Source organism: Microbulbifer maximicatervae (SeqCode), from assembly GCF_052467325.1.
This window is the reverse complement of sequence record NZ_CP174310.1, coordinates 4919857-4946309: the sequence shown is the minus strand read 5'-3', so window position 1 is coordinate 4946309 and position 26453 is coordinate 4919857. Positions and strand designations below refer to the sequence as shown.

Annotated in this window: 26 protein-coding genes and 3 tRNA genes; 18 read left to right on the top strand and 11 right to left on the bottom strand. The window is 46.6% G+C overall.

All coding sequences use genetic code 11. From position 1 onward, the window contains the following. Positions 1–32: 32 nt before the first annotated feature. The 7 genes from ACJJIE_RS22000 (at position 33) to ACJJIE_RS21970 (ending at position 4965) form a co-directional block, all read left to right on the top strand. A complete protein-coding gene (locus tag ACJJIE_RS22000; protein ID WP_108735320.1) occupies positions 33–962 on the top strand; it encodes a ribose-phosphate pyrophosphokinase in 930 nt (309 codons plus the stop codon). A gap of 189 nt (positions 963–1151) precedes the next feature. Next, the gene (locus ACJJIE_RS21995; protein ID WP_413663073.1) at positions 1152–1772 is read left to right on the top strand and encodes a 50S ribosomal protein L25/general stress protein Ctc; all 621 of its coding nucleotides are present in this window, start codon (positions 1152–1154) and stop codon (positions 1770–1772) included. A gap of 5 nt (positions 1773–1777) precedes the next feature. After that, the gene (gene pth / locus ACJJIE_RS21990; RefSeq protein WP_444892988.1) at positions 1778–2374 is read left to right on the top strand and encodes an aminoacyl-tRNA hydrolase; all 597 of its coding nucleotides are present in this window, start codon (positions 1778–1780) and stop codon (positions 2372–2374) included. Between the two features lie 206 nt (positions 2375–2580). Continuing rightward, the gene (gene ychF / locus ACJJIE_RS21985) at positions 2581–3672 is read left to right on the top strand and encodes a redox-regulated ATPase YchF (RefSeq protein ID WP_444892987.1); all 1092 of its coding nucleotides are present in this window, start codon (positions 2581–2583) and stop codon (positions 3670–3672) included. Positions 3673–3729: 57 nt separating this feature from the next. Beyond that, entirely contained in the window at positions 3730–4683 is a 954-nt protein-coding gene (locus tag ACJJIE_RS21980; RefSeq protein ID WP_444892986.1) for a DMT family transporter, read from the top strand. 91 nt (positions 4684–4774) lie between these two features. Next, a tRNA-Met gene (locus tag ACJJIE_RS21975) sits at positions 4775–4851 on the top strand. Between the two features lie 39 nt (positions 4852–4890). Continuing rightward, a tRNA-Gln gene (locus ACJJIE_RS21970) sits at positions 4891–4965 on the top strand. A gap of 141 nt (positions 4966–5106) precedes the next feature. Here ACJJIE_RS21970 and ACJJIE_RS21965 read toward each other — a convergent pair. Together ACJJIE_RS21965 and ACJJIE_RS21960 are read right to left on the bottom strand one after the other, a co-directional pair. Continuing rightward, positions 5107–6162 carry a sulfite exporter TauE/SafE family protein gene (locus ACJJIE_RS21965; protein WP_444892985.1) on the bottom strand — a complete coding sequence of 352 codons (1056 nt, stop codon included), beginning with the start codon at positions 6160–6162 and terminating at the stop codon, positions 5107–5109. Positions 6163–6301: 139 nt separating this feature from the next. After that, positions 6302–7009, bottom strand: coding sequence for a SapC family protein (locus ACJJIE_RS21960; protein WP_282933947.1), 708 nt, complete (start codon positions 7007–7009; stop codon positions 6302–6304). 425 nt (positions 7010–7434) lie between these two features. On the opposite strand from ACJJIE_RS21960, the gene ACJJIE_RS21955 reads away from it, so the two are divergent. Further along, entirely contained in the window at positions 7435–7590 is a 156-nt protein-coding gene (locus ACJJIE_RS21955) for a DUF5993 family protein (protein WP_444892984.1), read from the top strand. Positions 7591–7606: 16 nt separating this feature from the next. After that, positions 7607–8158 (top strand): disulfide bond formation protein B, encoded by a 552-nt coding sequence (locus ACJJIE_RS21950; RefSeq protein ID WP_282933948.1) that lies wholly within the window; start codon positions 7607–7609, stop codon positions 8156–8158. A 158-nt stretch (positions 8159–8316) separates the two neighbouring features. On the opposite strand, the gene ACJJIE_RS21945 is transcribed toward ACJJIE_RS21950, so the two are convergent. Then, a tRNA-Cys gene (locus tag ACJJIE_RS21945) sits at positions 8317–8391 on the bottom strand. Between the two features lie 197 nt (positions 8392–8588). After that, the gene (locus ACJJIE_RS21940) at positions 8589–9770 is read right to left on the bottom strand and encodes an MFS transporter (RefSeq protein ID WP_282933949.1); all 1182 of its coding nucleotides are present in this window, start codon (positions 9768–9770) and stop codon (positions 8589–8591) included. A gap of 409 nt (positions 9771–10179) precedes the next feature. Here ACJJIE_RS21940 and ACJJIE_RS21935 point away from each other — a divergent pair, with 409 nt between their 5' ends. The 3 genes from ACJJIE_RS21935 to ACJJIE_RS21925 all read left to right on the top strand — a co-directional run bounded on the left by ACJJIE_RS21935 (position 10180) and on the right by ACJJIE_RS21925 (position 13007). Then, positions 10180–11193 (top strand): Vgb family protein, encoded by a 1014-nt coding sequence (locus ACJJIE_RS21935; RefSeq protein ID WP_444892983.1) that lies wholly within the window; start codon positions 10180–10182, stop codon positions 11191–11193. Between the two features lie 299 nt (positions 11194–11492). Further along, on the top strand, positions 11493–12092 hold the full coding sequence (locus ACJJIE_RS21930; RefSeq protein WP_282933951.1) for a class I SAM-dependent methyltransferase: 600 nt from the start codon (positions 11493–11495) through the stop codon (positions 12090–12092). A 51-nt stretch (positions 12093–12143) separates the two neighbouring features. After that, positions 12144–13007: a DUF4396 domain-containing protein gene (locus ACJJIE_RS21925; protein ID WP_444892982.1), complete on the top strand. Its 864-nt coding sequence runs from the start codon at positions 12144–12146 to the stop codon at positions 13005–13007. Between the two features lie 69 nt (positions 13008–13076). On the opposite strand, the gene ACJJIE_RS21920 is transcribed toward ACJJIE_RS21925, so the two are convergent. Then, the gene (locus tag ACJJIE_RS21920; protein ID WP_444892981.1) at positions 13077–13433 is read right to left on the bottom strand and encodes a hypothetical protein; all 357 of its coding nucleotides are present in this window, start codon (positions 13431–13433) and stop codon (positions 13077–13079) included. 76 nt (positions 13434–13509) lie between these two features. Beyond that, positions 13510–14424 (bottom strand): zinc metalloprotease, encoded by a 915-nt coding sequence (locus tag ACJJIE_RS21915; protein WP_444892980.1) that lies wholly within the window; start codon positions 14422–14424, stop codon positions 13510–13512. Between the two features lie 797 nt (positions 14425–15221). Between ACJJIE_RS21915 and ACJJIE_RS21910 the strand changes: the two genes are divergently transcribed. Next, positions 15222–15695: a LabA-like NYN domain-containing protein gene (locus tag ACJJIE_RS21910; protein ID WP_444892979.1), complete on the top strand. Its 474-nt coding sequence runs from the start codon at positions 15222–15224 to the stop codon at positions 15693–15695. A gap of 750 nt (positions 15696–16445) precedes the next feature. Further along, positions 16446–17462 carry a patatin-like phospholipase family protein gene (locus tag ACJJIE_RS21905; RefSeq protein WP_444892978.1) on the top strand — a complete coding sequence of 339 codons (1017 nt, stop codon included), beginning with the start codon at positions 16446–16448 and terminating at the stop codon, positions 17460–17462. A 56-nt stretch (positions 17463–17518) separates the two neighbouring features. On the opposite strand, the gene ACJJIE_RS21900 is transcribed toward ACJJIE_RS21905, so the two are convergent. From ACJJIE_RS21900 to ACJJIE_RS21890, 3 genes are all read right to left on the bottom strand, one after another. Continuing rightward, positions 17519–19465, bottom strand: coding sequence for an aconitate hydratase (locus tag ACJJIE_RS21900; protein ID WP_444892977.1), 1947 nt, complete (start codon positions 19463–19465; stop codon positions 17519–17521). Between the two features lie 274 nt (positions 19466–19739). Further along, positions 19740–20396, bottom strand: coding sequence for a class I SAM-dependent methyltransferase (locus ACJJIE_RS21895; RefSeq protein WP_444892976.1), 657 nt, complete (start codon positions 20394–20396; stop codon positions 19740–19742). A gap of 344 nt (positions 20397–20740) precedes the next feature. Then, the gene (locus tag ACJJIE_RS21890) at positions 20741–21136 is read right to left on the bottom strand and encodes a DUF4345 family protein (RefSeq protein WP_282933959.1); all 396 of its coding nucleotides are present in this window, start codon (positions 21134–21136) and stop codon (positions 20741–20743) included. Positions 21137–21195: 59 nt separating this feature from the next. Between ACJJIE_RS21890 and ACJJIE_RS21885 the strand changes: the two genes are divergently transcribed. After that, positions 21196–21993 (top strand): helix-turn-helix transcriptional regulator, encoded by a 798-nt coding sequence (locus tag ACJJIE_RS21885; RefSeq protein ID WP_444892975.1) that lies wholly within the window; start codon positions 21196–21198, stop codon positions 21991–21993. Here the strand turns inward: ACJJIE_RS21885 and ACJJIE_RS21880 are convergent. Next, a protein-coding gene (locus tag ACJJIE_RS21880; RefSeq protein WP_282932108.1) for an IS3 family transposase occupies positions 21990–23128 on the bottom strand; the annotation gives its coding sequence in 2 pieces (ribosomal slippage) (positions 21990–22879 and positions 22879–23128; 1140 coding nt in all). The genes ACJJIE_RS21885 and ACJJIE_RS21880 overlap by 4 nt on opposite strands. A gap of 387 nt (positions 23129–23515) precedes the next feature. On the opposite strand from ACJJIE_RS21880, the gene ACJJIE_RS21875 reads away from it, so the two are divergent. Next, positions 23516–23833: a cupin domain-containing protein gene (locus ACJJIE_RS21875; protein ID WP_282933961.1), complete on the top strand. Its 318-nt coding sequence runs from the start codon at positions 23516–23518 to the stop codon at positions 23831–23833. A 192-nt stretch (positions 23834–24025) separates the two neighbouring features. Here ACJJIE_RS21875 and ACJJIE_RS21870 read toward each other — a convergent pair whose 3' ends face one another. After that, positions 24026–24574, bottom strand: coding sequence for a cysteine hydrolase family protein (locus ACJJIE_RS21870; protein WP_444892974.1), 549 nt, complete (start codon positions 24572–24574; stop codon positions 24026–24028). Positions 24575–24690: 116 nt separating this feature from the next. Here ACJJIE_RS21870 and ACJJIE_RS21865 point away from each other — a divergent pair, with 116 nt between their 5' ends. Both ACJJIE_RS21865 and ACJJIE_RS21860 read left to right on the top strand, forming a co-directional pair. Continuing rightward, positions 24691–25653: a GlxA family transcriptional regulator gene (locus ACJJIE_RS21865; protein ID WP_444892973.1), complete on the top strand. Its 963-nt coding sequence runs from the start codon at positions 24691–24693 to the stop codon at positions 25651–25653. A gap of 168 nt (positions 25654–25821) precedes the next feature. Next, positions 25822–26181, top strand: coding sequence for a hypothetical protein (locus ACJJIE_RS21860; protein ID WP_444892972.1), 360 nt, complete (start codon positions 25822–25824; stop codon positions 26179–26181). Positions 26182–26453: the final 272 nt, after the last annotated feature.

Here is a 26453-nt window from a genome sequence, read left to right as displayed (position 1 = left end):
CAGAATTAAAGGAACTCGCAGTGGCTGACTTAATGGTCTTTACCGGCAACGCAAACCCGGAACTGGCACAGAAGGTTGTCGACCATATGGCGATCCCCCTGGGTGAAGCCACGGTCAAGCGCTTCTCCGACGGCGAGATTGCAGTAGAAATTACCGATAACGTACGCGGCCGCGACGTTTTCGTGGTGCAATCCACCTGCCAACCTACCAACCGCAACCTGATGGAACTGATCCTGCTGGTAGACGCCCTCCGCCGCGCCTCCGCCGGCCGCGTTACCGCAGTGGTCCCCTACTTTGGCTACGCCCGCCAGGATCGCCGCGTAAGATCCCAGCGCGTGCCGATTTCCGCAAAAGTGGTTGCCGATATGATGGTGAGCGTAGGTATCGACCGTGTACTGACTGTCGACCTGCACGCGGAACAGATCCAGGGCTTCTTCGACGTTCCTGTGGATAACGTTTACGGCTCCTCTGTCCTGCTCGACGATATCGAACGCCAGAAGTACCAGAACCTGGTGGTGGTATCCCCGGACATCGGCGGCGTTGTGCGCGCCCGCGCCGTGGCCAAGAGCCTCGACTGCGACCTGGCCATTATCGACAAGCGCCGCCCGGCCGCCAATGTTGCCGAAGTCATGAATATTATCGGTGAAGTCAGCGGCCGCACCTGCCTACTGGTAGACGACATGGTCGACACCGCCGGCACCCTGTGTAACGCCGCCAACGCCCTGAAAGAGCACGGCGCCGAGAAAGTTGTCGCCTACTGTACCCACCCGGTACTGTCCGGCAACGCCATCACCAACCTGAACAACTCCGTTCTGGATGAGCTGGTGGTTACCGACTCCATCCCCCTGGGTGACAAAATGGAGAAGGCACCAAAAATTCGCCAGCTGACCCTGTCTGCAATGCTGGCCGAGTCCATGCGCCGTATCAGCAATGAGGAATCCCTGTCCGCAATGTTCCGCTAGGAGCTTGCCGGTCAAGGTATCCCTGCGCCCCGCATACCGGGGCACTTTGCCTTTAGCGCTGATTCCCGTAGAATACGCGCCCGCCCGGCACTGCCGGGCGATTACTTTTGGGCCCAGTGCCCATTTAACATCCATGCCAGAGCGGTCCGGTCGCAGGTCACTCTGGACAGACAACCCGAGGTTTATCCCATGTCTGATATTAAATTGAACGCCATTGCCCGCAGCGATGAAGGGAAAGGTGCGAGCCGCCGCCTGCGTCGCCTGGAAGGCCGTGTACCCGGCATCATCTACGGCGGTGAAGCAGAGCCTGCTTCTATCTCCGTGCTGCACAAAGACCTGACCAAAGCTCTGGAAAACGAAGCTTTCTTCTCCTCCATGCTGACTGTTGACGTAGACGGCAAAGAAGAGAAAGTTATCCTGCGCGACCTGCAGCGTCACCCGGCTAAAGCCCTGCTGCTGCACATCGACTTCCAGCGCGTATCTGCCAACACCAAAGTACACGTTAAAGTACCTCTGCACTTCCTGAACGAAGAGAGCAGCAAAGGTGTTAAGGCTGGCGGTATCGTTTCCCACACCCTGACCGAGCTGGAAGTTAACGCTCCTGCCGGCAAGCTGCCTGAGTTCATCGAAGTGGACCTGGCCGACCTGGAAATGGACGGCGTACTGCACATCTCCGACCTGAAACTGCCGGAAGGTGTTGAGTCTGTGGCACTGAGCCACGGTGCAGACCACGACCTGGTTGTAGCTTCTATCCACAAGCCTCGCGGCGCTGTGGAAGCTGAAGCCGAAGCTGGCGAAGGCGAAGAGTAATCGCCTTGGCTGCGGCACCGGATACTCCGATCCAGTTGATTGTCGGCCTGGGAAACCCCGGACCGGAATACGATCGGACGCGACACAACGCCGGTGCCGACTTTGTTGTCGAGCTGGCCCGCCAACAAGGCACCCAGCTCAGCCTCGACAGCAAATATCACGGCCTCACTGGCCGTGTGCGGGTCGGCAGCCAGGATATCCGGCTGCTGATTCCCACCACCTATATGAATCGCAGTGGCCAATCTGTCGGCCCACTGGCGAACTTCTTCAAGATTCCCCCGGAAGCCATTCTGGTCGCTCACGATGAGCTGGACCTGGCCCCCGGTATCGCGCGCCTGAAAGCCGGCGGCGGTCACGGTGGACACAACGGCCTGCGGGATATCATTGCCGCACTGGGCAACAACCGAAACTTTATGCGCCTGCGACTCGGCATTGGCCACCCCGGCAGCTCGAGCGAAGTGGCCCGGTTTGTACTCCAGCGAGCCCCCAGGGCGGAACAGGAAACACTGGCTGATGCGATCGATCGCTCGATCGACGTTCTGCCCACCGCCGCTTCCGGCGACTGGGGCGCAGCCATGAAAACGCTGCACACCAACAAATAGATCCCACCCGCCGGCTTGCCTTTTGCCGCGGAAATCTCGATAGTGTGCTGCGCTAAATTGCCGGTATTTTCCCGGCTGGCCCGGACCCTGTGGTGGCCGAGACATCCCGCCCATCCAAAATCCCGCCAGCGCAACCACTACCGGACCTCAAACGCAATTAGCAGAGCGCGCTGTATGCGCCTCGGGCAAACGGAAAAAATATCACCATGGGTTTTACTTGCGGTATTGTCGGCCTACCTAATGTGGGCAAATCCACCCTATTCAACGCATTGACCAAAGCGGGTATCGATGCGGAAAACTTCCCCTTCTGCACCATCGAGCCCAATGCTGGGGTCGTGCCGGTACCAGATCCCCGCATCGACAAGCTGGCTGAGATCGTCAAGCCGGAAAAGGTAATTCCCACCACCATGGAATTTACCGATATCGCCGGCCTGGTTGCGGGCGCCTCCAAGGGGGAAGGTCTGGGTAACAAGTTCCTCGCCAATATCCGCGAGACCGACGCTATCGCCCACGTTGTGCGCTGCTTCGAAGACGATAACGTTATCCACGTCGCCAACAAGGTACACCCGGTAGCGGATATCGAGGTGATCAACACCGAGCTGGCCCTGGCCGATCTGGACACCGTGGAAAAGGCCTTACAGCGCTTTACCCGCGCCGCTAAGGGACAGGATAAGCACGCGATCAAGATGAAAGCGCTGCTGGAAAAAATCCAGCCACACCTGGATGAAGCCAAGCCACTGCGCTCTTTCAAGCTTTCAGAAGACGAACTGGCAGACCTGCGCGAACTGAGCCTGCTCACTATCAAGCCCACCATGTATATCGCCAACGTGGACGAAGATGGTTTCGAGAACAATCCGCACCTGGATGCTGTAGCTGCCATCGCCGCTGAAGAGAACGCGGTACTGGTACCTATCTGCAACAAGCTCGAAGCGGAAATTGCCGAGCTGGACGACGAAGAGAAGCAGGAGTTCCTGGAAGAACTGGGTATGGAAGAGCCGGGGTTGAACCGCGTGATCCGCGCCGGCTACCAACTGCTGGGCCTGCACACCTACTTCACCGCTGGCGTGAAGGAAGTTCGTGCCTGGACCATTCCACTGGGCGCGACAGCTCCCAACGCTGCCGGTAAAATCCACACCGATTTTGAAAAGGGTTTTATTCGCGCAGAAGTGATCAGCTACAGCGATTACATTGACAACAACGGTGAGGCCGGCGCTAAAGACGCGGGTAAGTGGCGCCTGGAAGGCAAGGACTACATTGTCGCCGACGGCGACGTAATCCACTTCCGCTTTAACGTCTAACCGCCTCTCCTTTTTGCCTCCCCACCCCGGGGAGGCGCGCCCACCCGTGTAAATTCCATGGCTCAATCAAACTGGAAAGTCGGCCTGCCCCTGGCGCTGATTACCGTATTTATGTGGGCAACCCTGCCCATTGCCCTTAAAGGGCTTCTCGAATACATCAGTCCCGGTACCGCCACCTGGTATCGCTTTGCCGGCGCAGCACTGTTAGCGGGCGTCTACTACGGACAAGCGCGCAAATTACAGCTCAAGCCACTATTCAGTCGCGGCTTGCTGCTTTTCACCCTCCCCGCCGTTGCCGGTCTCCTGGTGAACTACCTCGCCTACGCCAGTGGACTCAATTACATCACACCTGGTGCCGCCCAGGTTGTGATCCAGCTGGCCCCCCTGCTTCTACTGATATCCAGCGTGCTTTGGCTGGGAGAGCGTTTCTCTCCGCGCCAGTGGAGCGGCGTAGTACTGGTAGTAATTGGGCTGCTGTTATTTTTTAACCAGCGCCTGGAAGAGCTGACCAGTGGCGCCGGCGGCGAATACCTGCTGGGGCTCGGCTATATCCTGATCGCCGCTGTCACCTGGGCGATTTACGGCTTTTTCCAGAAAAAAATATTGAGCCGGGCAACACCCCAGGATCTACTGGTAGTAATTTATATCGCAGGGACCCTGTTCTTCCTGCCCATGGCGGAGCCAATGAAGGTTTCCCACCTGGGCTGGCTCGAGTGGGTGCTATTGGCATTTCTCACCGCCAATACGCTGATCGCCTATGGGGCTTTTAGCAAGGCACTAGCGCACTGGGAGGCATCCAGTGTCAGCGCAACCCTGTCATTAGTGCCAGTCATCACCCTATTGTTCAGTGCGCTGATCAGCTCTATCTGGCCCGACTATATTGCAGTTGAGCCGCTCAACTGGATCAGCTGGGCCGGCGCCGGCGCCGTAGTATTCGGTTCCGCCCTCGCCGCAATCAGTTCCAGGCGCGGTTCTGAGCAGTCCCGGGCATCAGATGAAAAAAATCGCTAACTATCTGAAAAGAATACAAAAAAGTGTTGACACCCCCGGCCCATCGTTTAATAATGCGCGCCCTCGGGACAGCCGAGACAACAAAAGAAATGGCAAGGTAGCTCAGCCGGTTAGAGCGCAGCACTCATAATGCTGAGGTCGGGAGTTCGAGTCTCCCCCTTGCTACCATTTCAAATCACAGAGACTATTCTTTGTGAATCTTGAAACTGGGGCGTAGCCAAGCGGTAAGGCAGCGGGTTTTGATCCCGTCATGCGAAGGTTCGAATCCTTCCGCCCCAGCCATCTTCCCAAATTATCTAGCAGGCCCAAATCTGGGCAGCAACCAAAAGCGCAACCGTCTTTTTATCTGATTCTGAGAATAGCTCGCCAGAACTCGTCCGCGAACACAATCCAAAAATCAACTACTCCGGCAGCACCACACCGTTAGCTAACAGTCACTCCGACGCTATCGGGCTCCAGGTCAGCAGTACCTGAAGTTGCTACAGCCGTTCGCACTTGTTCCCTGCGCAAACCCAGGGCTCGCAGCCACTCGAACCCCGCCAGGCAGCACAGCAATGCCAGCAGCACTAGCGGACCGCCATATCCCTTCATAGCCTCACTCTCGGACATACAAGTCCACACAAGCTGCACAACGCACAGGAAGGCCACAATCAACAGGGTCGGCTTTCGTCCCAGCAAGCTAACGACAAAAACGCCCAGAGGCGCCCCCAGGGCTACTACTGGTGCTGCCGCCAGCCAATTCCCAAACACCCCAGGCTGCCAATCTCCCGCCAGTGACTTCACTATTACTCCGAGTACCGAACAAAATGCCATGATCACCACGGATGTAGGAATCGCCACCTTGAGATCCACCCTGCTCAACAGCACAAGAGCCGCATACACCAGCATGTCCACACCCACGCCGGTAACTGCCACCACGCAAAAGCCGGCAAAAGCACCCAATAGCAAGCCGACACGAAAATCTGTTGGGCACTGGGGGTCCCCCGCGTGCTCACAATCAGTAATTTCGCTGAGGCGATACAAATGAAAAATGCCAAAACTGCCCCAGAGAACGGCAAAGGAGAGTTTCACCCAGAGTTCGGGTATCAGAGGGGCAAACAGCAGGATACCGGCGGGAGTCGCCAATAGGGAGCCCAGCAGCGCCCCCCGCAACATCGACCAAGCCAGCTGCTGGCGTCGGCAGAGAATAAACAAACTGGCGCTGACCATCCCTATCGATTGAACCGCAAAACTAAAGTCACGACCCAGGCTTGCCGGCATATCAAAAAACAGCACCAGCACGGGAAACCCAACTGTCCCGCCGCCCATCGGCGTAGAACCAGCGGCATAGCTACCCAGCGCCATCGCCATCGCCATGGACCAATGCTCGAGCGCCAGGGCCAGGTTCTCACCCTGTGAAATCAGGAACAACCAAACACCGTAAAACAGAACCAACCAAGCGAGCCAATAGCGAAGAGAGAATCGCGCCACGTTTTTCATCTTATTATTTGTGAGCTAAAGCGTCAGGGGGAGACAATAGTGGTACGAGTGTGAGATGGGATCAAGATAAGATTTGGCGAGTTCGCCTATTGCGGTCAGGAGGGGCGCCCGACAGCCACAGCTGCCGGGCAAAGTGCAATTAGTTCAAACGCTTCTTGCGAATCAGGTTTTGAACCTGCATAGAGGACATCATAGAGGCGTAGATTGCCGGCAGCGCGCCACGCTTACGCAGCTCCAGGAAGTCTTCATCAGACAGATTGTTAAGCTTCTCTTCATCGATAACAAAGAAACCTGTCAGATCATAAGGCTTGTCATCTTCGCTCACACGGAGAGTTAGTTTCTTCTGGGTCAGCAAGTCCTTGGAAACCAGGAACTCGATAAAAGAGTCAGTCACTGCAACACGCTGTGCAGTTTCAACCACTGCCTGGGCACGATTCTTCAGGAAGTCAGTTTGCTCACCTTCCCCATCGAACAGCGCCTCACCTTCAGAGTCGCTCAGCATCTTGGAATCTTCGTCGATGCACAGCACAGCCTGATCGGCATTATCTGGGTTCTTCACCAAAACAAACGGATAAGTACGCACCTGAAGAGGAATGTAGCTGCCATTCCAGCCATCAGCGCCGGAGAACAGGTTTTCACCGGGGCGCAGGCCGGTGAGCGCCACAACTTTAAATTGATCAGTATTCTGATCTTTAACAAACAGGATCGGGTAGCTCTGGGCTGCCTGTACGATCTCCTGAACCACCAGCGGTAGAACATGATTACCGCTTACATGGTCAAAAGTAATGTCTTGGGTGAGTTTCAGGTTGGCATGTGCCTTTTTGTCCAAAGCTTTGATCTGTGCCATAAGTACAACTCCTAGCTACTTTTATAGTTACTAAATTTTCAGAGATACCCTAACGTACCACTCTTTTACGCATCAATGATGACAAGTGCTTCCCGACAGTCGCCGGAAACCAAAGCCAGCATTAAACAGGGAAGAAGCCCAGCTGGCAAACAAAGTCCACAACAACTACCCTAAAGACAAATTTATTTGATTGTTTTTTAATCAGGTGAGACCTTGGAAGCAAGAATAGTCACAACCCAAGCTCCCACACCTTAAACCCCCAAAAAAATAGACGCGTAGTGCCACTTGCCTATTCGTGGCAAACAGCTCACTAAAGTGGGTCCGCTCCGTATCCTCCCTAAAGCTATCGTGATAGGTAGTATCTTTTAACCGATCAAGGAGATGGCCGGAATGAGTGCCACTTCATTACTAGAAGGCGCCTCATCATGATGAGCCTCTTATTCCTCTTCTATCTCTTGGCAATGTCCCTCGCCGCAAAGAACAATCGTTCACTCGCAACAGCAACATTCGTTTTTGCCCTAGTGCTAAGTGTCCTATGGCTGAGTTACCACACCAGCGACAATGTCAACTTAGCCTTGTAAACATGGGATAGGGAGTATGGAGAGAGCACTTCGAGACCTGAATGCAATAGGCATAATTATCATATGTGGCGTACTCGGCATCGCTGCATACTTTCAATTGGTGGATGGGGAAATGCCCTGCCCACTCTGCCTACTTCAAAGAATTGGGCTCACGGGAGTCTTGTTTGGCCTGACATTAAATTTACTCTACGGAAGCCGCCCGATGCACTACAGCCTGGCCACGCTGTCAGCACTATTTGGTGCAGCCACCGCCCTACGTCAAGTCAGCCTGCACGTTATTCCCGGAACACCAGGCTACGGCAATCCACTAATGGGGTATCACTATTACACCTGGGCACTCTTTATCTTCTACATGATAATTATCGGTATTGCGATTATCAGTGCATTTGGCAAACAATATGAAAACCCCGTATTTAGCGGCTTCCGTTCTCAGGGTGCGCTTAGCAAAATAGCCATAGTTGCCGCTCTTTCCATTACCGCTATAAATACCCTTATAACTTTCGCGGAATGCGGCCCCACTGTCTGTCCGGATAACCCAGACCGCTATTGGCTTTTTGGGTCGACCTAAAAGCTGCATGTCCTTGTCCTTGGGAGAACAGCCAGGGAAAATCCAAGCTAAACCCCGCTAGACATACAAACAAAAGGAGATAAAGATAAAGAATACGTACAGCTATAAAACAAATAAAACTGCCGAGCATTTACTATAGTTCGACATAATAAATAGAGTGGAGGCCAGGACCGGATTCGAACCGGTGAAAAACGGTGTTGCAGACCGTCGCATTTCCTCTCTGCCACCTGGCCATAAAAAAACCCGGCGCTTACGCTCCGGGTTTTTAAGACACTACGGAAGCGGAAGCGCTTCCGAATACATTTACAGAAGCACGCGGGTTGCCTGGCAGCAACATATAGAAAGAAGTTCTTGCGCGTATTTCATAGTAAATTGTCTTGTTTAAGTTGCCGCCAAGGATAATGGAACTAAAGCTCCATTTCAACTCTTTCTAGGTAGCCCCGGAGTACTGCCCAACCCTAACCTCATTACCGGGCAACGGCTGCTCTGGAACCAGCTGTGCCAACCCAAGAGAAATTAAGGCCATTAAAGACCCCGCAAAGAATACCATTGGCGGAGAGACAAGCCAGAGCAAGCCAAATACTACAGGGATAACTACTGCGGCAATATGATTAATAGTAAAGCTGACTCCAGCCGAAGCCGCGATATCCCGCTCGTCAACTATCTTCTGGAAGTAGGTTTTAATCGCAATTGCCATAGAAAAGAATAAATGGTCAATAATATATAGTGCCGCCGCTATCACAGCACTTTCTACCAACGCATAGCCGGCGAATATCATTATCAATCCTACATATTCCAAAGTGAGAATACGACGCTCTCCAAACCGAACTATAAGCTGTCCGATCTTTGGCGCAATATATAAATTAAGTAGGTGGTTCACCGTATAGAGAGCAGCAACCTCCCCCACACTATATCCAAATTTTTCCACCATCAAAAAACCAGCGAATACTATAAAGATTTGCCTGCGAGCCCCACTCATCATCGTGAGCGCATAATAGAGCCAATAGCGTTTTCGCAGAATAAGCTTCTTATGCTGGCTATGGGGCTGAGCAAACTGCGGGAAAAGGACCCAGGCACCTAAAGCAATGACAATGGTCGCGCCACCACCAATTAGATAAACCCAAGAATAATCCAAACCTGCGAAGTTCATTAAACCCCACACCAAACCATAAGCCAGAAGTGCAGCAAAGGAACCTGCGGCAGCCATACGTCCCATCCAAACTGCTGCTGTTTGTTTGGGAAACCACTGGAGCGCCAGGGAAGTCTGCAAGGTCTCATAAAAATGAAATCCCGTAGACATTAAAAGTGTAGTGAGTAATAACCCGGTCAATGACGGATACAGTCCCGTTAGGATCACTCCAAGGCCAGTTGCTACCAGGGCGATTATCGCCAGCCGCTGCTCCCTGACAAAAAGTAAAACAAAGACTACTAGGAAGGCTAAAAAGCCAGGTATCTCACGTACACTTTGCAACAGACCAATATCTGCACCGGTAAATGCTGCCTTTTCAATGACAAAGTTATTAAGTAGCGTATTCCAAACAGCAAATGAGAGCGGCATCGAAGCTGCCAGAATAAGCAAAAGAATTTCAGGCCGGCGAAGACGTTGTAGCATAAATGACCTCCTATAGCTAAGGCCCGCAATATACGCCCTCAATATCCAACTGTAAAATTATAAAAATAGCGCTGAGGAATGAGTTTTTCATCGAAAATATTGCAGTTCATGAAATCAAATACTAATTAAGCCATTAAATAGTGGTAACACCTACCAACAGTTTTCTCAACCGCCAGTAAAACTGGTGAACAAGAAGTACCAATTGGCAAAGTAGCAAGCAATCTATTTATGTATTAATTCCCGCTAACCATGTATTTTTAATGAGATGAGGAAGCTTAGCTCACTATATATAATGACTAGAGTCAGACAACTCTAACCAAAACTCACCTATGCTTTAACTGCTGCATATCTAGGCACCTTACTCCACAGCATGACTGATTACCGACATAGATAACTCTTGGAGGGAAAAATGCGTATTCATTTCTGGCGAATTTATCATCTTACTTTAGTCATGCTATTTACCGCACTCCCCTTCCTATCGGCGAACGCCGTTGCTCAAGAAGATAACTTACCTGACAAACTTAAATTAAACGAATGGAAGGTGCCCTGGGAGGGGCTCCCCAGAGACCCGCATGTGGACAGTAAAGGGAATGTCTGGTTCTGTGGACAAGCGGGTAACTACATCGGGAAGTTTACACCCACCTCTGAAGAATTTAAGCAGTATGAAATACCTGAAGGTACTCACCCTCATAACCTGATTGTGGATTCAAACGATATTGTTTGGTATGCAGGTAATCGCAATGCGCATATAGGGCGATTAGACACCAATAATGGGGAAATTAAACAGTATCCAATGCCTGAAGGTATCAAAGACCCACATACGTTAGTCTTCAGTCGAGAGGGAAATATCTGGTTCACAGCCCAGCAAAGTAACCGCATAGGCCTGCTAAATATACAGAGTGGCAAAGTTCTAAGTGCCACCCCAACAACCGCTAATGCCCGCCCCTATGGTATTAAGATTGATGCCCAGGGAAACCCCTGGGTAGCTCTATTCGGCACCAATAAGTTAGCTCACGTAGACGCAAAAACCATGACCATAAATGAGGTTAACCTGCCACGCCCAAGTGCTCGCCCTCGCAGACTGGAAATCGATCCTACCGGCAATATTTGGTACGTAGATTATCCAGAAGGCTACTTGGGTCGCTATACTCCGACGACCAAGGAGTTTAAAGAGTGGAAACTACCCAGTAAGAGTCCACGCCCCTATGGAACAGCACTGGACAACAATAACCGGCTCTGGGTCGCTGATACTGGAACGATTCCAAATATCATTTTTGCCTTTAACACAGAAAAAGAGAAATTCACAAGCAAGACCCCAGTTCCAAGTGGTGGAAATATAAGATATATGTATTTTAACAATATGGATGGAAGCTTTTGGTTTGGTGTTGATTCTGGATTTCTCGACCAGGGGATACCAAAATAGAAGTATATAGCTCTATTGACATCAATCGATGTATAGCGTAGCTGCAACAATTCTATATATCCTGACACAGGGCCAACTATTTAAATACGAAATTCCATGTAGAATTGTAATTTTTTCAGCAATACTTTCAGCCATTCACGGCGCTCTAGTGAGGCAACCATTGATGTATTACCTTCTTGGTAACCGTTATAGTTATAGGTGCTGAAGTATTCGCTTCAAATAAATCAAACTCTAGCGACCCTACAAAATAAAAAGCGTGCAGCAATCATTAAATAAACTCATAAACGCAATTTACAATTATGGAACCGAAACAGACCGGGATAGCATATGATAGCATCACACATCTATGGGAACGTAAAGAGTTCAATAGAAATAACGGTATTAGCCAGTATAAGCGAGCACTTGGCTTTGCAAAAAATAGAGGCGCAGCATTAGATGTAGGGTGCGGCTGCACAGGAAGGCATATCGAGCTTCTACAAACTGAAGGATTTGCTACCGAGGGGATTGATGTCTCTGAGAAAATGATAGAGATCGCCAGAGATAAGCACCCTAATGTTCACTTCTATCTTGAGGATATATGTGAATGGAAAGCAACAAAAAAATATGACTTTATAAGTGCATGGGATAGCATCTGGCATATCCCGATTGAAAAACAAGAGGAAACAATAAGGAATCTAGTGTCTTACTTAAACAAAGAAGGCGTCCTAATATTCTCCTTTGGCGGAACAGATAAAGAGGGCTATCATACGAATGATGCGATGGGACCAAGATTATATTACTCTACGTTAGGCACAAATAAATTTATACAACTCCTTATTTCATCTGACTGTATTTGTAGACATCTGGAGTACGATCAATCACCAGAATTACATGCCTACATAATTGCTCAGAGGATATAATTATTTTATATACAAACTTTGACCCCTTTCCCTCAGTCATGGGTAGCCGATATGTTAGCCGGAGCAATGCTTGTTTGGTTTATTCTTATGGGCCTCAGCATAGCTTTTGTTATTTGGGACTCAATCACTAACGCGCCAACCAGTTGGGTTCAGCGCCTAGCTTGGATATTAGTGATTCTGTATACCGGTATCATCGGTTTAATCTTCTACCTACTCACCTGTCGCCGACCCTTTCCAGGGAGCCATGATCAATTCACCAGGCCAACATGGAAGCAAAGTGTAAATAGCGAGATGCACTGCCTTGCAGGTGACGCAACAGGAATACTTATTGCAGCGTCCATTGTACCCACACTGGGTCTCACCAATGGATGGGACTCGATAATTGAGTACTTGGCTGGCTTTATTTGTGGCTTGTTCATTTTCCAGGCAATGATGATGCGAAGCATGTATCAGGGAAACTACTTAAAAGCAGTAAGTAAAACTTTCTTTGCAGAAACTGTATCGATGAATATGGTTATGACTGGAATGATACCCGCTATGGTGATTTTGACTTCTATATGGCCAAATTCTGAGGCCCCAACAAACGCTACCTTCTGGTTTCGTATGAGTTTGGCGACCATTGTTGGTGGAATTTTTGCCTACCCTATTAACTATTGGCTGGTAAAAAATCACCTGAAACATGGGTGTATGACCCTTCCAGGCAAAGATAGAGCCGCGCCCAACCTTGGTCACTGCTCCCATGAATGTGCCCAAAATTCAACGCCGCATATGTATGATTCCTTCCAAGAAAAATCAGATCGGATGCAAATGCATTCTCTATCGATAGTACATTCTACCCTATGGATCGTGGGCACATTCATTATTCTCTTTTTTTCCCTCTATATCACGAATAAAATCACTCCGTTGCATTTTTGAAATTAAGAGTATAGATACCCTCCTTAACTATAAGATCCGGAAATTTTCTTCTCCGGCATTAATAATTTTTTAATTTGATGGTGGCTGCCAATTGATAACTGGACTTACGCCTTCAGTATTACACAACCAAATGACTGCCCTTACACCGATTTTTAACTGCCCATTAGTATCAAAGAGGCTTTCCCAATCACTGGCGTGAAAGGATTTATCCCGGAGACGAAATTGCCCAAGAACTTCTTTCCAACCTGGCATAGTTAGATTGAGAACCTCATTCGTTCCATCATCAGTAGCAATCCATACCTTAACCCCTTCTTGCTCTCGCTCAATTTTGGTGATCTGCCCCTGCCAGGATGTTAACTGGTTTCGATCACAGGTCACGTAGTTTGGAACGGCAAGTCTTTGAGCCAATAAGTCCCGATTATTCAAAGCAATCAAGCTCAGTATTAGACATATATAGTGTTTTCTATTCATATTAAAAAAGGGGGGAAGCCCCCCTTAACTATTACAGGCCACGATAAGTCACACTTTGCTCATCCGCTCGTGTGGCCTGGCCTTCAGTAAACTCGTACATACAACTATCGTCGGTATAATCCATAAAGTTAGTTACTGGATCTTCCCCATCTGCATTTCTTCCCCTGGTACAGGTATCTCGCCCTACCGGACAACCATATGCAGCCGATCTCTCCGCAGGCGTATCTGAAACATAGTCCCCCTGTCCAAAACATCCTCCCTGGAACGTATGGTATAGACCTAACCAGTGCCCCACTTCATGAGTCAGGGTATCCCCTTCGTTATAAGGCGCAGCATCACCTCCGGGTACAGAACCGGTTAAAATCACAACACCATCATCCAGAGGATCAGAGGAATAGCTACTTGGAAATGTAGCCCAGCCAAGTAAACCATCACCAAGTTCAGCCACATAAATATTCAAATCCCCAGCATCGCCAACCCGTAATGAGGATTTCATAGCCTGCTCAGCTGAAGAGTTGTACCCAACGTTATACCAAGAGTTGTTTGCAGTAACAGTTGTTGAAACCAAGTTAAAGGTAAATGGAGTATTTGCGTAAGCATCATTCAGCACATTCATTTGTGCATTGATTTCACTATTTGATAGCGCCCCATTATTACTTCTGTCAGTAATTACATGAAAATACACATCAACCTCAACAGAACCTACCGGACGCAAGGTATGCGCCACACTTTTTTCACTTAGTCCACTACGCAAAGTAGAAAAATGCTGTTCTTTTAATGCAGCTTCCTGAATGGAAGGGTGATCTGTTCCACAACGCTTTAGTCCGCCACTATTACTAGCAGCCTCAACAGAAGAAACACTTTGAGCGAAACCAATAGTTGATGATGCAAACATGCACAATGATAACGCAGCTTTTATCGAAACACTGGAAATAGTCTTCCTCATAACCTGAGCCTTAATTTTATTATTAAATGGAACTCCCAATAAGAGCCCGCCAACTTTCCACGCTCAGGTAAACCCTTGTCAATAGAAGTAATTCTTAAATTGAGGATAATGACATCAAACTCTTTAATGCGGCGCAATGTTCAACACGAGTATTTAAGATTAAAAACAAAAATTAGAAATCGCCCCCAAATAGTTACAACTGAAATAGTCCTCAAGAATGCTAAAGCCAACATTTACCATCAAAATATAAACTCAGCGCACTTAAAAACCACCAAATAAATTCAAAACTTATTGACTACCCAACCTCACAGGCGATCACAAGAATGAATATCAAATATCTTCTACCAAAAGAGTCCTATTTAACTTATGCCTAACCAAGAACAAATTTTATTTTCGAGCAACACACTTCCTCAGGGCGAAAATTCAAGTTTAAAACCTTCAAATCCAACTCAATTTTCACGCCCCCTCTCCTCAGCAGGGGAAACTCCTTCCAATTAGAGTAAACATTGGCACTAGTAATTCTCTTTAATCTCATCAACTTTCATCTAAAAGCCTGCATAAAACTCCCGATCTCTACTCCACACAACATCATCTTGCGAAGTATTTACTCACCATTAAGCCAGGATATGAATTCATATCATCATCAAAAGCAGCATACAAATTGAGCCAACCCGCAACTTTAACTAACATTTGTTACTCAAATATGCAAAAATATCTTCCTGAAAAGACCACTCAAAGCACTGATATATCACATCATTACTTTGTGTGTTAGATATCACAACGCACTGGATTGTCAGATGGAAAAGCTTGCTATATTTGTTGATGTGCAAAATGTTTATTATACATGCAGACAAATATATAAAAGAAACTTTGATTACAATAAGTTTTGGCAGGAAATAACGAAAAATAGAAAAGTAGTAAAGGCTATAGCCTACGCCATCGAACGAGGCGATAAGAAACAGCAGGAGTTTCAAAATATATTGAGATCTATCGGCTTTGAAGTGAAATTAAAGCCCTTCACACAAAGGTCAGATGGATCTGCCAAAGGAGATTGGGATGTAGGGATAACTATAGATGCCATAGAGTATTCAAGCTTCGTGGATACTGTAATTTTAGTTTCAGGAGATGGCGATTTTGACATTCTAGCTCATACTCTAAGAGTGAATAGAGGCAAGAATATTGAAGTGTATGGCGTTCCGGAACTAACAGCTGGAGCATTAATTAATGCCGCAAGCAAATTCACACCTATTGAAACCAGATTACTACTTTAACAATTACGGAGGTACAAGAGCTCTGAATTACGGCAGTGTCTCAGTAAAAATATGTGAGGCTCATATATTAAAAATGTTCCCTGAAAGGCTTCGCCCCCTCATCAGCTTCAGCTGTTAAGAAACCAAAGAGACCACTTAATTGATCTAACCTGAACATGAAAACACCTCAGAAAGCACATAACAAAATAATTCAGGATAAAACTAACACATTAAATAAAAACCAAAATCAAACAATGGGGCTCAATTAAGAAAAAACCGGCACTCAAACATCAACAGCAATGAAAATCAGGGAATATTAATTTCAGCCTATCGGAAAAACTATCAGTGCCAGAAAATCAAACTAACTATACCCCCAAACATAAAATCAATAAGTACAAGTAGCAGACTCATACAGACCACAAGCCCATTCACCACATAGACTTACCTGTTACTCGACCTGCAATCGCTTTAACATTATTCTACATTGCCGCCACCTGATAAAACGTCCCGAAATGCAACGCCCGGAGAAAAACCTTTAAAATATTACTGCACCAAATGATATTCATATTAAGTTACACACATAACTTTCAAGGCACTCTAGACTCCATATAAATCCTTATCCCCATGCCAACCCAAACACATAACAGCCCAATGACATCAATTTCTTTTTAAGCTTCCACATAGACAACCAACGCACAGAGATTAAATAGTCAGTTAACTGCTATTGTTTCTAAGTCGATGTACACTTAATAAAACCAAGAAGAGTGAATTATGGCTATCAGAATCCTATCTATTGATGGCGGGGGAATCCGAGGGATCTTACCTGGTCAGATATTGGTATCTCTTGAACACAAGCTAAAGATGAAGTCAGGTAATCCAGATGCCAAAATAGGCGAATATTTCGACTTGATAGCGGGAACAAGTACCGGCGCAATATTGGGCGCCGCATATATCTGTCCTAACAAGAATGGAAAACCAAAATTTTCTGCCCAGGATGCTGTCAGCCTCTACCTTAAGGAAGGCGAGAAGGTATTTGGCTCAGGCTCATGGCCTTTTCTAGAAAAGTTAAAGTTATTGAAGGAGGAAAAGTACTGTTCCATGGAGTTGGACAGGGTTTTATCGCAATTCTTTGGGAAAATTAAACTTAGTAATCTATTAAAGCCCTGCTGCTTTGTTTCCTATGATATCAAAAAGCGGGAACAAATCATTTTTAGGCAACATTGTGCCATAGTAAAGAATGAAGACTTTCTGGTTAAAGACCTTCTACTGGGAAGCACCGCAGTACCAACCTATTTTGAGCCAGCACGCATCTTTTCACTCCCCCCATCCAACAATAAATATGTCTTAATTGATGGCGGCATGGTAGCCAGTGATCCTGCTTTATGCGCCTACTCCGAAGCCATAAAATTCAGCGGGGTCTCTGGGATGAAGGATATGGTTATTGTATCTCTGGGTACTGGCAGGCAACTTTCAGGATACAAATACAAGGAGGTTAAAGATTGGGGGATACTCAATTGGGCAAGGCCCGCCATTGATATCGCCGTAAATGGAAGCGCGCAAATGGTTCATTACTATATGAAGCAAATTTCTTCTACCGTAGAGAATTCAAATTACTACCGGATACAACCGAAGCTTTACACTGCTGATTCAGCTATGGACAATTCGACACCAGAAAACCTGAAGAAGTTAAAAAAAGCGGGAGAGAGGAATGCAGAGTATTTTGATAAAGAGCTGGAAGAAATAGCTACTATATTAGTCAACAACCAAGGGAGCCATAGGTATCAGTAATGCTACTGATCGGGACCAGCGCTGGCTTTATCAAATTACAGACATAGAAAGTCATACTACTTATCAGAGCTTAGGTATTTTTCTCGAACCTGGTTAATCATACCTCCGGCTTCAAGTACTTCAATTTCGTCCTTAGCCAAATCACTCCGCAAGTTAATACACTCTCCAGATGATTTAATTATCAATTTAATTGAACTGCTTAACTTTATCTGTGCAATTGGATTGTCCATTTCAAGAGCTACACCCTGCTCAAGCCGATCGTAATCATCAAATTCTTCAAATAGCAATGGCAGTACACCAAAGTTAATAAGATTACGCCGGTGTATACGGGCCATACTTTTTGCAATTATGCACCTTACCCCAAGAAAGCGTGAAGATACTGCCGCATGCTCACGGCTGGAGCCTTGTCCATAATTCTCACCACCGACAACAAAACAGTCTCCATTGAGATTCACTGCCCGATCATAAAACGATTCATCGATTCGTGAGAATGTATAACGGCTGATGGCAGGGATATTTGAGCGTAGCGGTAAGATTTCTGCTCCAGCAGGTAATATTTCATCAGTGGAAACATTGTCCCCTGCTTTCAGCAATAATGGGCCAGTTAAAACTTCCGGTAGTTTTTCAAAATCAGGAAGGGGCTTGATATTTGGCCCTTTGATCAACTCAACTGCTACTGGGATTTCTTGAGGCGGCTGCAGTAACGGACGTATATCAGGTAGATATTCCGGCTCATGGAAGCTAGGGTAGTCCATATCCAGGTCACGAGGGTCAGTGATCACCCCTCTTAACGCACTGGCAGTGGCCACTTCGGGGCTGCATAAATAGACTTGGTCGTCTGCGGTGCCTGAGCGGCCACGGAAGTTACGTGGGACCGTACGCAAGCTGATACCACCACTGGCGGGGGCCTGCCCCATGCCGATACAGCCACCGCACCCAGTTTGATGCAAGCGAGCTCCCGCTTGTAGCAATTTTGTCAGATCTCCACTCCGACTAAGCTCTTCGAGCAACTGACGTGAGGTTGGGTTGATGTCAAAGGAAACGTCATCGGCTATTCTGCGACCTGAAACCACGCGTGCGGGTATCGCAAAGTCTCTCAACCCTGGGTTGGCAGAAGATCCAATATAGCTCTGATAGATAGGACGGCCCTCCACTTCACGGACTGTCACGACTTTGTCTGGGCTTGATGGACAAGCAATTAACGGCTCGAGGTTTGATAAATCAATAGTATCTTCTTCGTCATAACCCGCGCCTTCATCGGCCGTCATTTCGACAAAGTCGTTTTCACGATGCTGCTGCTTTAGGAAAGCCCTTACTGCTTCATCGGCAGGAAAGACGCTGGTGGTAGCGCCCATTTCCTGTCCCATATTGGCGATCACATGGCGATCCATCGCTGTCAATTTATCCAGGCCGGGGCCGTAATATTCAACAATCTTGTTAACACAGCCCTTAACAGACTGCCGACGCAACATTTCCAGAATGATGTTCTTAGCGCTAATCCATGGCGGCAGCTCACCTTCGAGCTTCACACCGAGTATTTTTGGCATTTTCAGTGCAAAGGGGACCCCAGCGATGGCCATTGCTACCTGTAAGCCACCGGCACCAATCGCCAGCATCCCCATAGAACCCGCTGCACAAGTATGGCTATCGGCGCCAAGTAATGTCTTACCGGGCACATCGAAACAAGCCATCTGTACTGGATGGCTGACACCATTACCGGGCCGCGAAAACCAAATTCCAAATTTACGACAGGCACTTTGCAGGAATATATGATCGTCGGCGTTTTTAAAATCCGTCTGTAACAGGTTATGGTCTACATATTGTGCTGAAAGCTCGGTCTTGATTTGAGACAAACCAAGTGCCTCAAGCTCCAACATGATAAGTGTTCCCGTCCCATCCTGAGCTAGCGTCTGATCGATCTTTATCTCTATTGGGCTGCCAGGCTCCATTGATCCACTCACAAGGTGGCTTTGGATAAGTTTCTGCGCAAGATTCATAGGCATAAAGGGATACCCGGTGAGTGAGATGGAGCTTTCTAGTATTGATGTAACTATATCTTGATCATTGTAGCTCTAACATACGCTAGCGCTACCTGAACCGTTTGCTTCCGCAGTTTTGTAATCTCTGACAAATGACTGAGTATATGCAGCCACATACGCTAGATAGGGGAGTAATTACTAGAAGATAGGGATTTAATTCAATCCAGAACTTCTATTTAATCAGTCAAAATAAAAAGTGTTCTTTGGAAAGAAACTTTTTCGCAAGATTAGCAATTGCTTATGGATTCAGCTCACACACAATTATATTAATTTTCTTCTCCACAAGCTGCCCTGTATTACTTTCTCCATACTCACTATGCTTCCCGCGGGATACAACTTTAAACCCAGCATCAGACAATTGGGTACAAATATCACCCTCATCAAACAGTCTGAATCCATATCGAGTGAATGGTAGATTTTGCATAAAAGATTTATCGCCAAAAGCCAGGCATAACTTTCCTTTAGATGCTAGTACTCTGGAGATCTCTGCAAGATGAGTTTTTAGGGTGTCCCAAAAATATATTGTGTGTACGGCTAGAACCTTATCGAACTGTTTATCGGCAAACGGCAGGCTTTCTGAGCTTCCAACTAAAAATTCCATTTGCCCCGACTCTATATATTCAAAATTTAGACCCTTTGCGGTTGCAACCATATCGCTCGACCAATCAATACCGGTATAGCGGACACAAGATCCCTTACGAATTACGTCAACTGCAAATTTGCCATTGCCCGGACCAATTTCTAGAACAGAATCACCATCTACCACATTGAGAGCTGTTAAAGCGGCAAGATTCGTTGCTTCATTCGCTTTGTTCATTTGTTGCGCGGTTTCTGAGGCCAATGTACCAGATGGTTTTCTAAGCTGCTCAGCAATAAGCTTTGGATCTTTTGACATTACTATTCCTTCAGCGTCAAAAATAAAATACTAACCAGATAATTTATTCTTTAAATTAACCAATCACTACCTGGGTAACCGTTTTGTTTTGAACATACATGTAAAATACAACTTATTCTACACTACCCTTTTGCTCAATATCTATCTCGATTACATTAGGTAAAATAGGGGCAGGCAGAATACCTATTAAGATATTCTGCCTGCCCATCTCAGTATTTCCTACAATGCAAATCACTTCAATATGAAAATTTGTTTTTTAAGTACCCCTATCCAAAATAGATTGCAAATTAAGCAAACTAGAACTTGTTATCTTTAATTTGGTTAGATTGCACTTATAACGACATTTAAGCATCCGTAGTATGTTCCATGAGCTTGCAAGCAATTATCATAATGACAGTAGCCACAATTGTTGGGACCACTGTAGGGATAAGTTCTGGATAAGATCCATCAATAAAATAGCCTACTAATCGGCCAACCAGAACCAACATCAATGCAATAAATCCAACCATAATATAGTCCACGTTAGATCTTATCGCTCCAAGAAGAACCATTGCCCAAATTGCGATTGTTGTCCCACCCCAAAGAGAGCGAATACTCGATAGCCCACTCACAGAATCAATAGGTTCGATAAATGTGTGGGTCAGCATGACAGATGGACTGATCATAAGAACCAATCCAGTCCCCACAAAGAATAGCGCTAAGATACCTAAAATACACCGTCCAATAGTTGCCTTCGCCATATACCCAAAACCTCCAATCAATTTGTAATCATTCAAAATCATCGAACGAGGTATAGGATATGGATAAATATGACACTATATGGCATATTTTGATAACTATGCGCACATCTACCCTCTCACGAATAGATAGACTTGAAGTTATCACCGCCCGATTAAAGTCGGACGAACCCATCACGATTGGTGAAATTGCCAAGGAAGTGGGCGTTAGCATTCGGACGCTGAATCGAGATATAGAGGTGTTGAGAAGTCGAGGCTTGCCGATTGAAACGGATGTGGGGCGCGGTGGTGGAATCCGTTTGGACCAGCGCTGGGGCGTTGGTCGTGTCAACTTAAACTATACGGAGGCTGTTGACCTGATGATTAGTTTGGCTATTGCTGAACAGATGAAGTCCCCCCTCTTTATGGCACACCTAAGTAGCATCCGCCACAAGGTAATGGCTTCCTTTTCATCGTCCATGAAAAGTAAAGTGAATGGTATAAAGGCACGTATCATCATCGGAAAATCGGCTTCTGAGGTTGTGCTCTCAAATTTCTTAACTCCAAAGCGTAAAACTGTCGAGAAGCTCCACCAGGCTTTCTTAATGCTTCAACGTATAAAGATCACCTACTGTGACGAAAGCGGAAAAGAAACACTACGAACTATTGAACCCCACTACCTCTTTCTTAGTTATCCCGTATGGTACATCCTCGCCTGGGATAAGCTCCGTGAGGATATGCGGGTATTTCGTTGTGACAGGATTGGAAAGATACAGACCTTAAGTGAAAGCTTTAAGTTAATTCCACTCACTGAATTTAAGAATAAGAGGGATGGTATATCTCCAACTGTTGTGGTCAACTCCAACCGGACACTTTCCTAAGCACATTTTTCAAATTCGATAGGGGTTACGTCCCCCAGTGTTGTATGTATCCTGCGTGAATTGTAATACGCAATATAGGCCCTCACGTCTGTTATCGCACCCTCCCTTGTCGGATAGAGGTTTCCTGTTAACCATTCCCGCTTCAGGCTACTAAAAAAACGCTCAGTAGGTGCATTGTCCCAACAATTTCCCTTGCGGCTCATTGAGCACACCATTCCATGCTGCTTTAGTAGCGCTTGGTAGCTATGGCTGGCATACTGGCTACCTCGATCAGAGTGATGCAGCAGACCTTTTGTTGGGGTGCGCAAATTGATAGCCATAACCAGTGCACGACTTGCCAGGGCCGTCTCCATCTGGCGGTCTAAGTGCCAGCCAACAATCCGGCGTGAATAAAGATCAATTACCACTGCTAGGTATAACCAACCCTGCAAAGTCCAGATATAGGTAATATCCGTAGTCCAAACTTGATTTTTAGCACTCGGTGAGAAATCCCTATTTAGAAGATTCTCAGCAACTGGCAGTTGGTGCTTGCTATTTGTGGTTAGTGTAAATCGCTTCTTCTGTTTTACTACCAAGCCGAGCTTTTTCATGAGTTTGCGGACTCGATAACGCCCAATTTCAAAGCCTTCTTTGCGCAACAGCTTCATTAACCGACGGCTTCCGAGACTCTCACGAGATTCTGCAAATAAGGCCTTCAATCGATGGCATAGCTGCCAAATCTGGCCATCTATTGGGCTATCACTACGACGACACCATTCGTAATAGCTGCTCTTATTTACTTGCATTACTCGGCAGAGCACTCTAACTGGAAAGCTACCTTGCTGCTTTTTAATAAATTCGTACTTTATTTCATTTCTTTCGCAAAGAAGGCGCTGGCCTTTTTTAGGATTTCCTTCTCCATCCGCAATTGCTTTACTTCACGTCGCAGTTGATCCAGTTCAGCTCGTTCGCCCGAATCCAACCTTACTCCGCTCTCTTCCTGCTCCAGCTCCTTTATCCAGCGTCGCAGATTGTTAGCAGTGGTTCCTACAGCCTCTGCGGCCTTGGAAATCGAATACCCTTGTTCTGAGACAAGAGCTACGGCGTCTTTCTTGAACTCCGGCTTGAATTTCCGGCGTGTACCTTTTGTTGTCATACTTCACCTCGCTAGGTAGTTTTACCATCTTAACGAAGTGTCCGGAAGGATTAGACCACTACAAACTTAATGTAACTGGAGTTAATCACAATAATACTATTTGAAATTTCTGTATTCAGCATAATTACAGAATATACAACTAAACCTCTATCCTTTTCTCCCTTGGATAAGAGGAACAATCAAGAAACACTACCAAACAAAGGCTCTCACAAAGATCGCAACAATAATTGGAACTATTTCATTTGTATCTTAGTCTATTTACGCAACATATAGACCAGAGCTATTTGGACTTGCTAAATTTAATCCACAGCCAAAAATTTTATTGAACAGGCAAGAAGTTACACAAAACCGTCCCTAAACACATGAGCACTCAAAAAGGAAGCAGAGATGCCAGGCAGTTACCCAAGCAAAATTAAGGAATTACCTCCCTACGATGGTCGCTTTGATGCTTACAAGCTTAAGGCAGAAAACAGTGATGTTCTTTTCGCATCATATCCAGCTGGAACGTCCATTCCACCCCATTCACATGACACAGATAATCATGGCGTTATCACAAAGGGGGAACTAATACTCACCATGAATGGTGACACCCAACGGATTGGCATTGGACAGTGGTACCACGTACCGGCAAATGTAGAGCACTCCGCGACTTTTGAAGTCGAAACAGATGAAATTGAATTTTGGTTTAAAGATAAAACAAGCTAAATCTCTACACGCACATAAACTAAGAGCTTTAAAAGCCAAGTCGGCAACCTGTAGATGCAGTGTAATTTATCATGAAATAGAGCTGTACATGCAGCTCGAAGAAGGACTTTAGGCTTATAAAGCCTAAAGTCCTGATCGGTAAAGATATAGCAGTATCGCGTGTGGCTTAACTCTAAGATGCTGGCAAGTTAATTACTTTGCTAAGTATTCGTCAGCACTGATCACCTCTGCATAGGCAAATTGCAGTGCTGCCATATAAGCTGCATGTATATGTGCAGCAGGAACATCGACGCCATTGAAGTACATGTCCCGACTGGCACAGGCATCATGAATAACGGTATTTTCATAGCCAAAGTCACTTGCCGCTCGGGTGATGGCATCGATACACATATGGCTCATCGCACCGACAATGACCAATTTATTAACACCTAGCTCATCCAAGTGCTTTTTAAGATCCGTACCTTTGAAACTGTTAACTTCATTCTTGAGTACTACCGGCTCACCTTCAACAGGCAGAAGGCTTTTGTGAATTTTCGCACCCTCACTACCAGCAATAAAGAATGGAGCATCCTCACTGAGAAATTCATGGCGAACATGAATAACTGGCCACTGTTTTTTGCGAAACTCAGCCAGCACTTTTACGGCTTGGTTTGACGCTTGGCCAATGCCTTCAAGAGTCCACTTTCCGCCTTCAAAATAGTCGTTTTGCATATCGACGATGATTAGCGCTGTCTTGCTCATAAGATTGTCCTTTGGGTGTGTCTTTAAAATGTACAAGCGCATGTTAGGGCGATGGGCTAAGATACAGACGTGGCAAGACCGACATAAAACAGGCAAGAACTGACAGGGGGGGGCTAGTGACCCAAACAATCCACATTGCAATACTGATGATCCCCGGAGCGGCTCAGTCGGCGACTTATGGCCTAATCGACCTGTTCCAAACCGCAAACCACATCTGTCAGGAGTCAAGTCCAGAACCCAAGGCGCTATTTGAGGTATCACGCTGGCTAATTAATGACGGAAAAGTCATACCCGAGAAAAAAGGGGCTGCTAAAGACCCAAATATCGTGATTGTACCGCCGGTACTGGAAGGTCAGGAGTACATGGAGCCACCGACAGATGTCAGTACCTGGTTGTTAAAGCGGCACAAAGAGGGGGCCGTAACCTGTTCCGCTTGTGCTGGGGCTTTTATGTTGGCCGACGCAGGTCTATTAGATGGACGCCAGGCGACCACTCACTGGCGACTGGCCGATGCCTTTAAGCAGAAGTTCCCGGATATAGAGCTGAATATCGATTCCATCCTGATTGCAGACCCAGATGTTGTCACCGCAGGAGGTGTAATGTCTTGGATTGACCTTGGGTTACACCTGGTCGGACGATACATGCCTCCCCATATAGTTATGGAGTTAGGACGTTTCCTGTTGGTGGATACGGGAACCCGTTACCAAAGTTATTACCGCAGTTTTCTACCTCCTGTAGATCATGGTGATAAAGCAATTTTAAAAGTACAGCAGCAAATTCACCGGGATTATCAACAACCAATCTCTGTTGCAGAGATGGCTCATCTCGCCAATCTGGGCGAGCGCACCTTTCTACGAAGATTTCAAAAGGTTACCGGCTATAGACCCGCCCAATATCTTCAACAGCAACGTCTGCAAAAAGCTCGCGAACTATTGGAAACAGGCACATTGCAAGTCGAACAGATCGCTTGGCAAGTGGGATATGAGGATGTCAGCGCATTCCGGAAAATGTTTCACAAACAGACCGGCCTCTCCCCCAGGGAGTATCGACAGAGATTTTCAGGTGGCTCTAAAATGTAATTCTCAGGGAAGGTTGAGTCTTGTACGTTCCAAATTTCTTAACTCACTGAGAAGGATTAATTCAACCATACAGCATCGAGTTTAGAGGAGTGTTGTTTAAAACAATCGAAAAAAAATTGAACCTGTAATATCCTATCAACAAACACCCATTATAAAACATGAGAAAATATGACAGTTGGATACTCACTTGTAAATAATACAAAAAAAGAGCAGATCATATTCCTTCATTTACCCGTCAATACTATGGGTGAAATTCTTAGCAACCCCTTATCTGCATACATAGTAAAGTGGTACAAGGCCCAAAATCACAATGATAACGTGGATTTTGTATCAGATACGTACGACGACTGGCCGTTTATCAACGGATCGCGAAGCGACCTTAAGCACTATAAAGAAGTGACAAATAAAGTTGTTGATTCTTTGATAGCTCAAGGAATAATTCTGGATAAAGGCATTGTTTGGAGAGATGATGATGATCCAGATACAGTATTCATCAGAGACCTTTCTCTTGTCAGTGCCCCTAAGTAATTCGACAAAGATAACTTTATCTCTTTAAAGCAAGATAGAATTACAAAGTAACTTAGAAAGACATGTGGAAATTAATACTTAATTTTATAAATGGTGCTCTTGGTATAAGTTCCATTGAAAGCGACGAAGGAATACCCCCAGAGAAAAACGCTTCCCACCAGACGGAATTGTACGCGCTCCCTCTTTTGACTCGATTCCACACAAACAAGAACCTTTGACGGGTTCAGTCCGACCAAAAGAACTTGGTGAGGTAGTAGAAGTCATGGTTGGTG

What these genes read in the sequence shown, in the direction of transcription:
- ACJJIE_RS22000 (WP_108735320.1), top strand. Translation starts at nt 33, where the DNA reads ATGGTCTTTACCGGCAACGCAAACCCGGAACTGGCACAGAAGGTTGTC.
- ACJJIE_RS21995 (WP_413663073.1), top strand. Translation starts at nt 1,152, where the DNA reads ATGTCTGATATTAAATTGAACGCCATTGCCCGCAGCGATGAAGGGAAA.
- ychF (WP_444892987.1), top strand. Translation starts at nt 2,581, where the DNA reads ATGGGTTTTACTTGCGGTATTGTCGGCCTACCTAATGTGGGCAAATCC.
- ACJJIE_RS21980 (WP_444892986.1), top strand. Translation starts at nt 3,730, where the DNA reads ATGGCTCAATCAAACTGGAAAGTCGGCCTGCCCCTGGCGCTGATTACC.
- ACJJIE_RS21965 (WP_444892985.1), bottom strand. Translation starts at nt 6,162, where the DNA reads ATGAAAAACGTGGCGCGATTCTCTCTTCGCTATTGGCTCGCTTGGTTG.
- ACJJIE_RS21960 (WP_282933947.1), bottom strand. Translation starts at nt 7,009, where the DNA reads ATGGCACAGATCAAAGCTTTGGACAAAAAGGCACATGCCAACCTGAAA.
- ACJJIE_RS21955 (WP_444892984.1), top strand. Translation starts at nt 7,435, where the DNA reads ATGATGAGCCTCTTATTCCTCTTCTATCTCTTGGCAATGTCCCTCGCC.
- ACJJIE_RS21950 (WP_282933948.1), top strand. Translation starts at nt 7,607, where the DNA reads ATGGAGAGAGCACTTCGAGACCTGAATGCAATAGGCATAATTATCATA.
- ACJJIE_RS21940 (WP_282933949.1), bottom strand. Translation starts at nt 9,770, where the DNA reads ATGCTACAACGTCTTCGCCGGCCTGAAATTCTTTTGCTTATTCTGGCA.
- ACJJIE_RS21935 (WP_444892983.1), top strand. Translation starts at nt 10,180, where the DNA reads ATGCGTATTCATTTCTGGCGAATTTATCATCTTACTTTAGTCATGCTA.
- ACJJIE_RS21930 (WP_282933951.1), top strand. Translation starts at nt 11,493, where the DNA reads ATGGAACCGAAACAGACCGGGATAGCATATGATAGCATCACACATCTA.
- ACJJIE_RS21925 (WP_444892982.1), top strand. Translation starts at nt 12,144, where the DNA reads ATGTTAGCCGGAGCAATGCTTGTTTGGTTTATTCTTATGGGCCTCAGC.
- ACJJIE_RS21915 (WP_444892980.1), bottom strand. Translation starts at nt 14,424, where the DNA reads ATGAGGAAGACTATTTCCAGTGTTTCGATAAAAGCTGCGTTATCATTG.
- ACJJIE_RS21910 (WP_444892979.1), top strand. Translation starts at nt 15,222, where the DNA reads ATGGAAAAGCTTGCTATATTTGTTGATGTGCAAAATGTTTATTATACA.
- ACJJIE_RS21905 (WP_444892978.1), top strand. Translation starts at nt 16,446, where the DNA reads ATGGCTATCAGAATCCTATCTATTGATGGCGGGGGAATCCGAGGGATC.
- ACJJIE_RS21900 (WP_444892977.1), bottom strand. Translation starts at nt 19,465, where the DNA reads ATGCCTATGAATCTTGCGCAGAAACTTATCCAAAGCCACCTTGTGAGT.
- ACJJIE_RS21895 (WP_444892976.1), bottom strand. Translation starts at nt 20,396, where the DNA reads ATGTCAAAAGATCCAAAGCTTATTGCTGAGCAGCTTAGAAAACCATCT.
- ACJJIE_RS21890 (WP_282933959.1), bottom strand. Translation starts at nt 21,136, where the DNA reads ATGGCGAAGGCAACTATTGGACGGTGTATTTTAGGTATCTTAGCGCTA.
- ACJJIE_RS21885 (WP_444892975.1), top strand. Translation starts at nt 21,196, where the DNA reads ATGGATAAATATGACACTATATGGCATATTTTGATAACTATGCGCACA.
- ACJJIE_RS21875 (WP_282933961.1), top strand. Translation starts at nt 23,516, where the DNA reads ATGCCAGGCAGTTACCCAAGCAAAATTAAGGAATTACCTCCCTACGAT.
- ACJJIE_RS21870 (WP_444892974.1), bottom strand. Translation starts at nt 24,574, where the DNA reads ATGAGCAAGACAGCGCTAATCATCGTCGATATGCAAAACGACTATTTT.
- ACJJIE_RS21860 (WP_444892972.1), top strand. Translation starts at nt 25,822, where the DNA reads ATGACAGTTGGATACTCACTTGTAAATAATACAAAAAAAGAGCAGATC.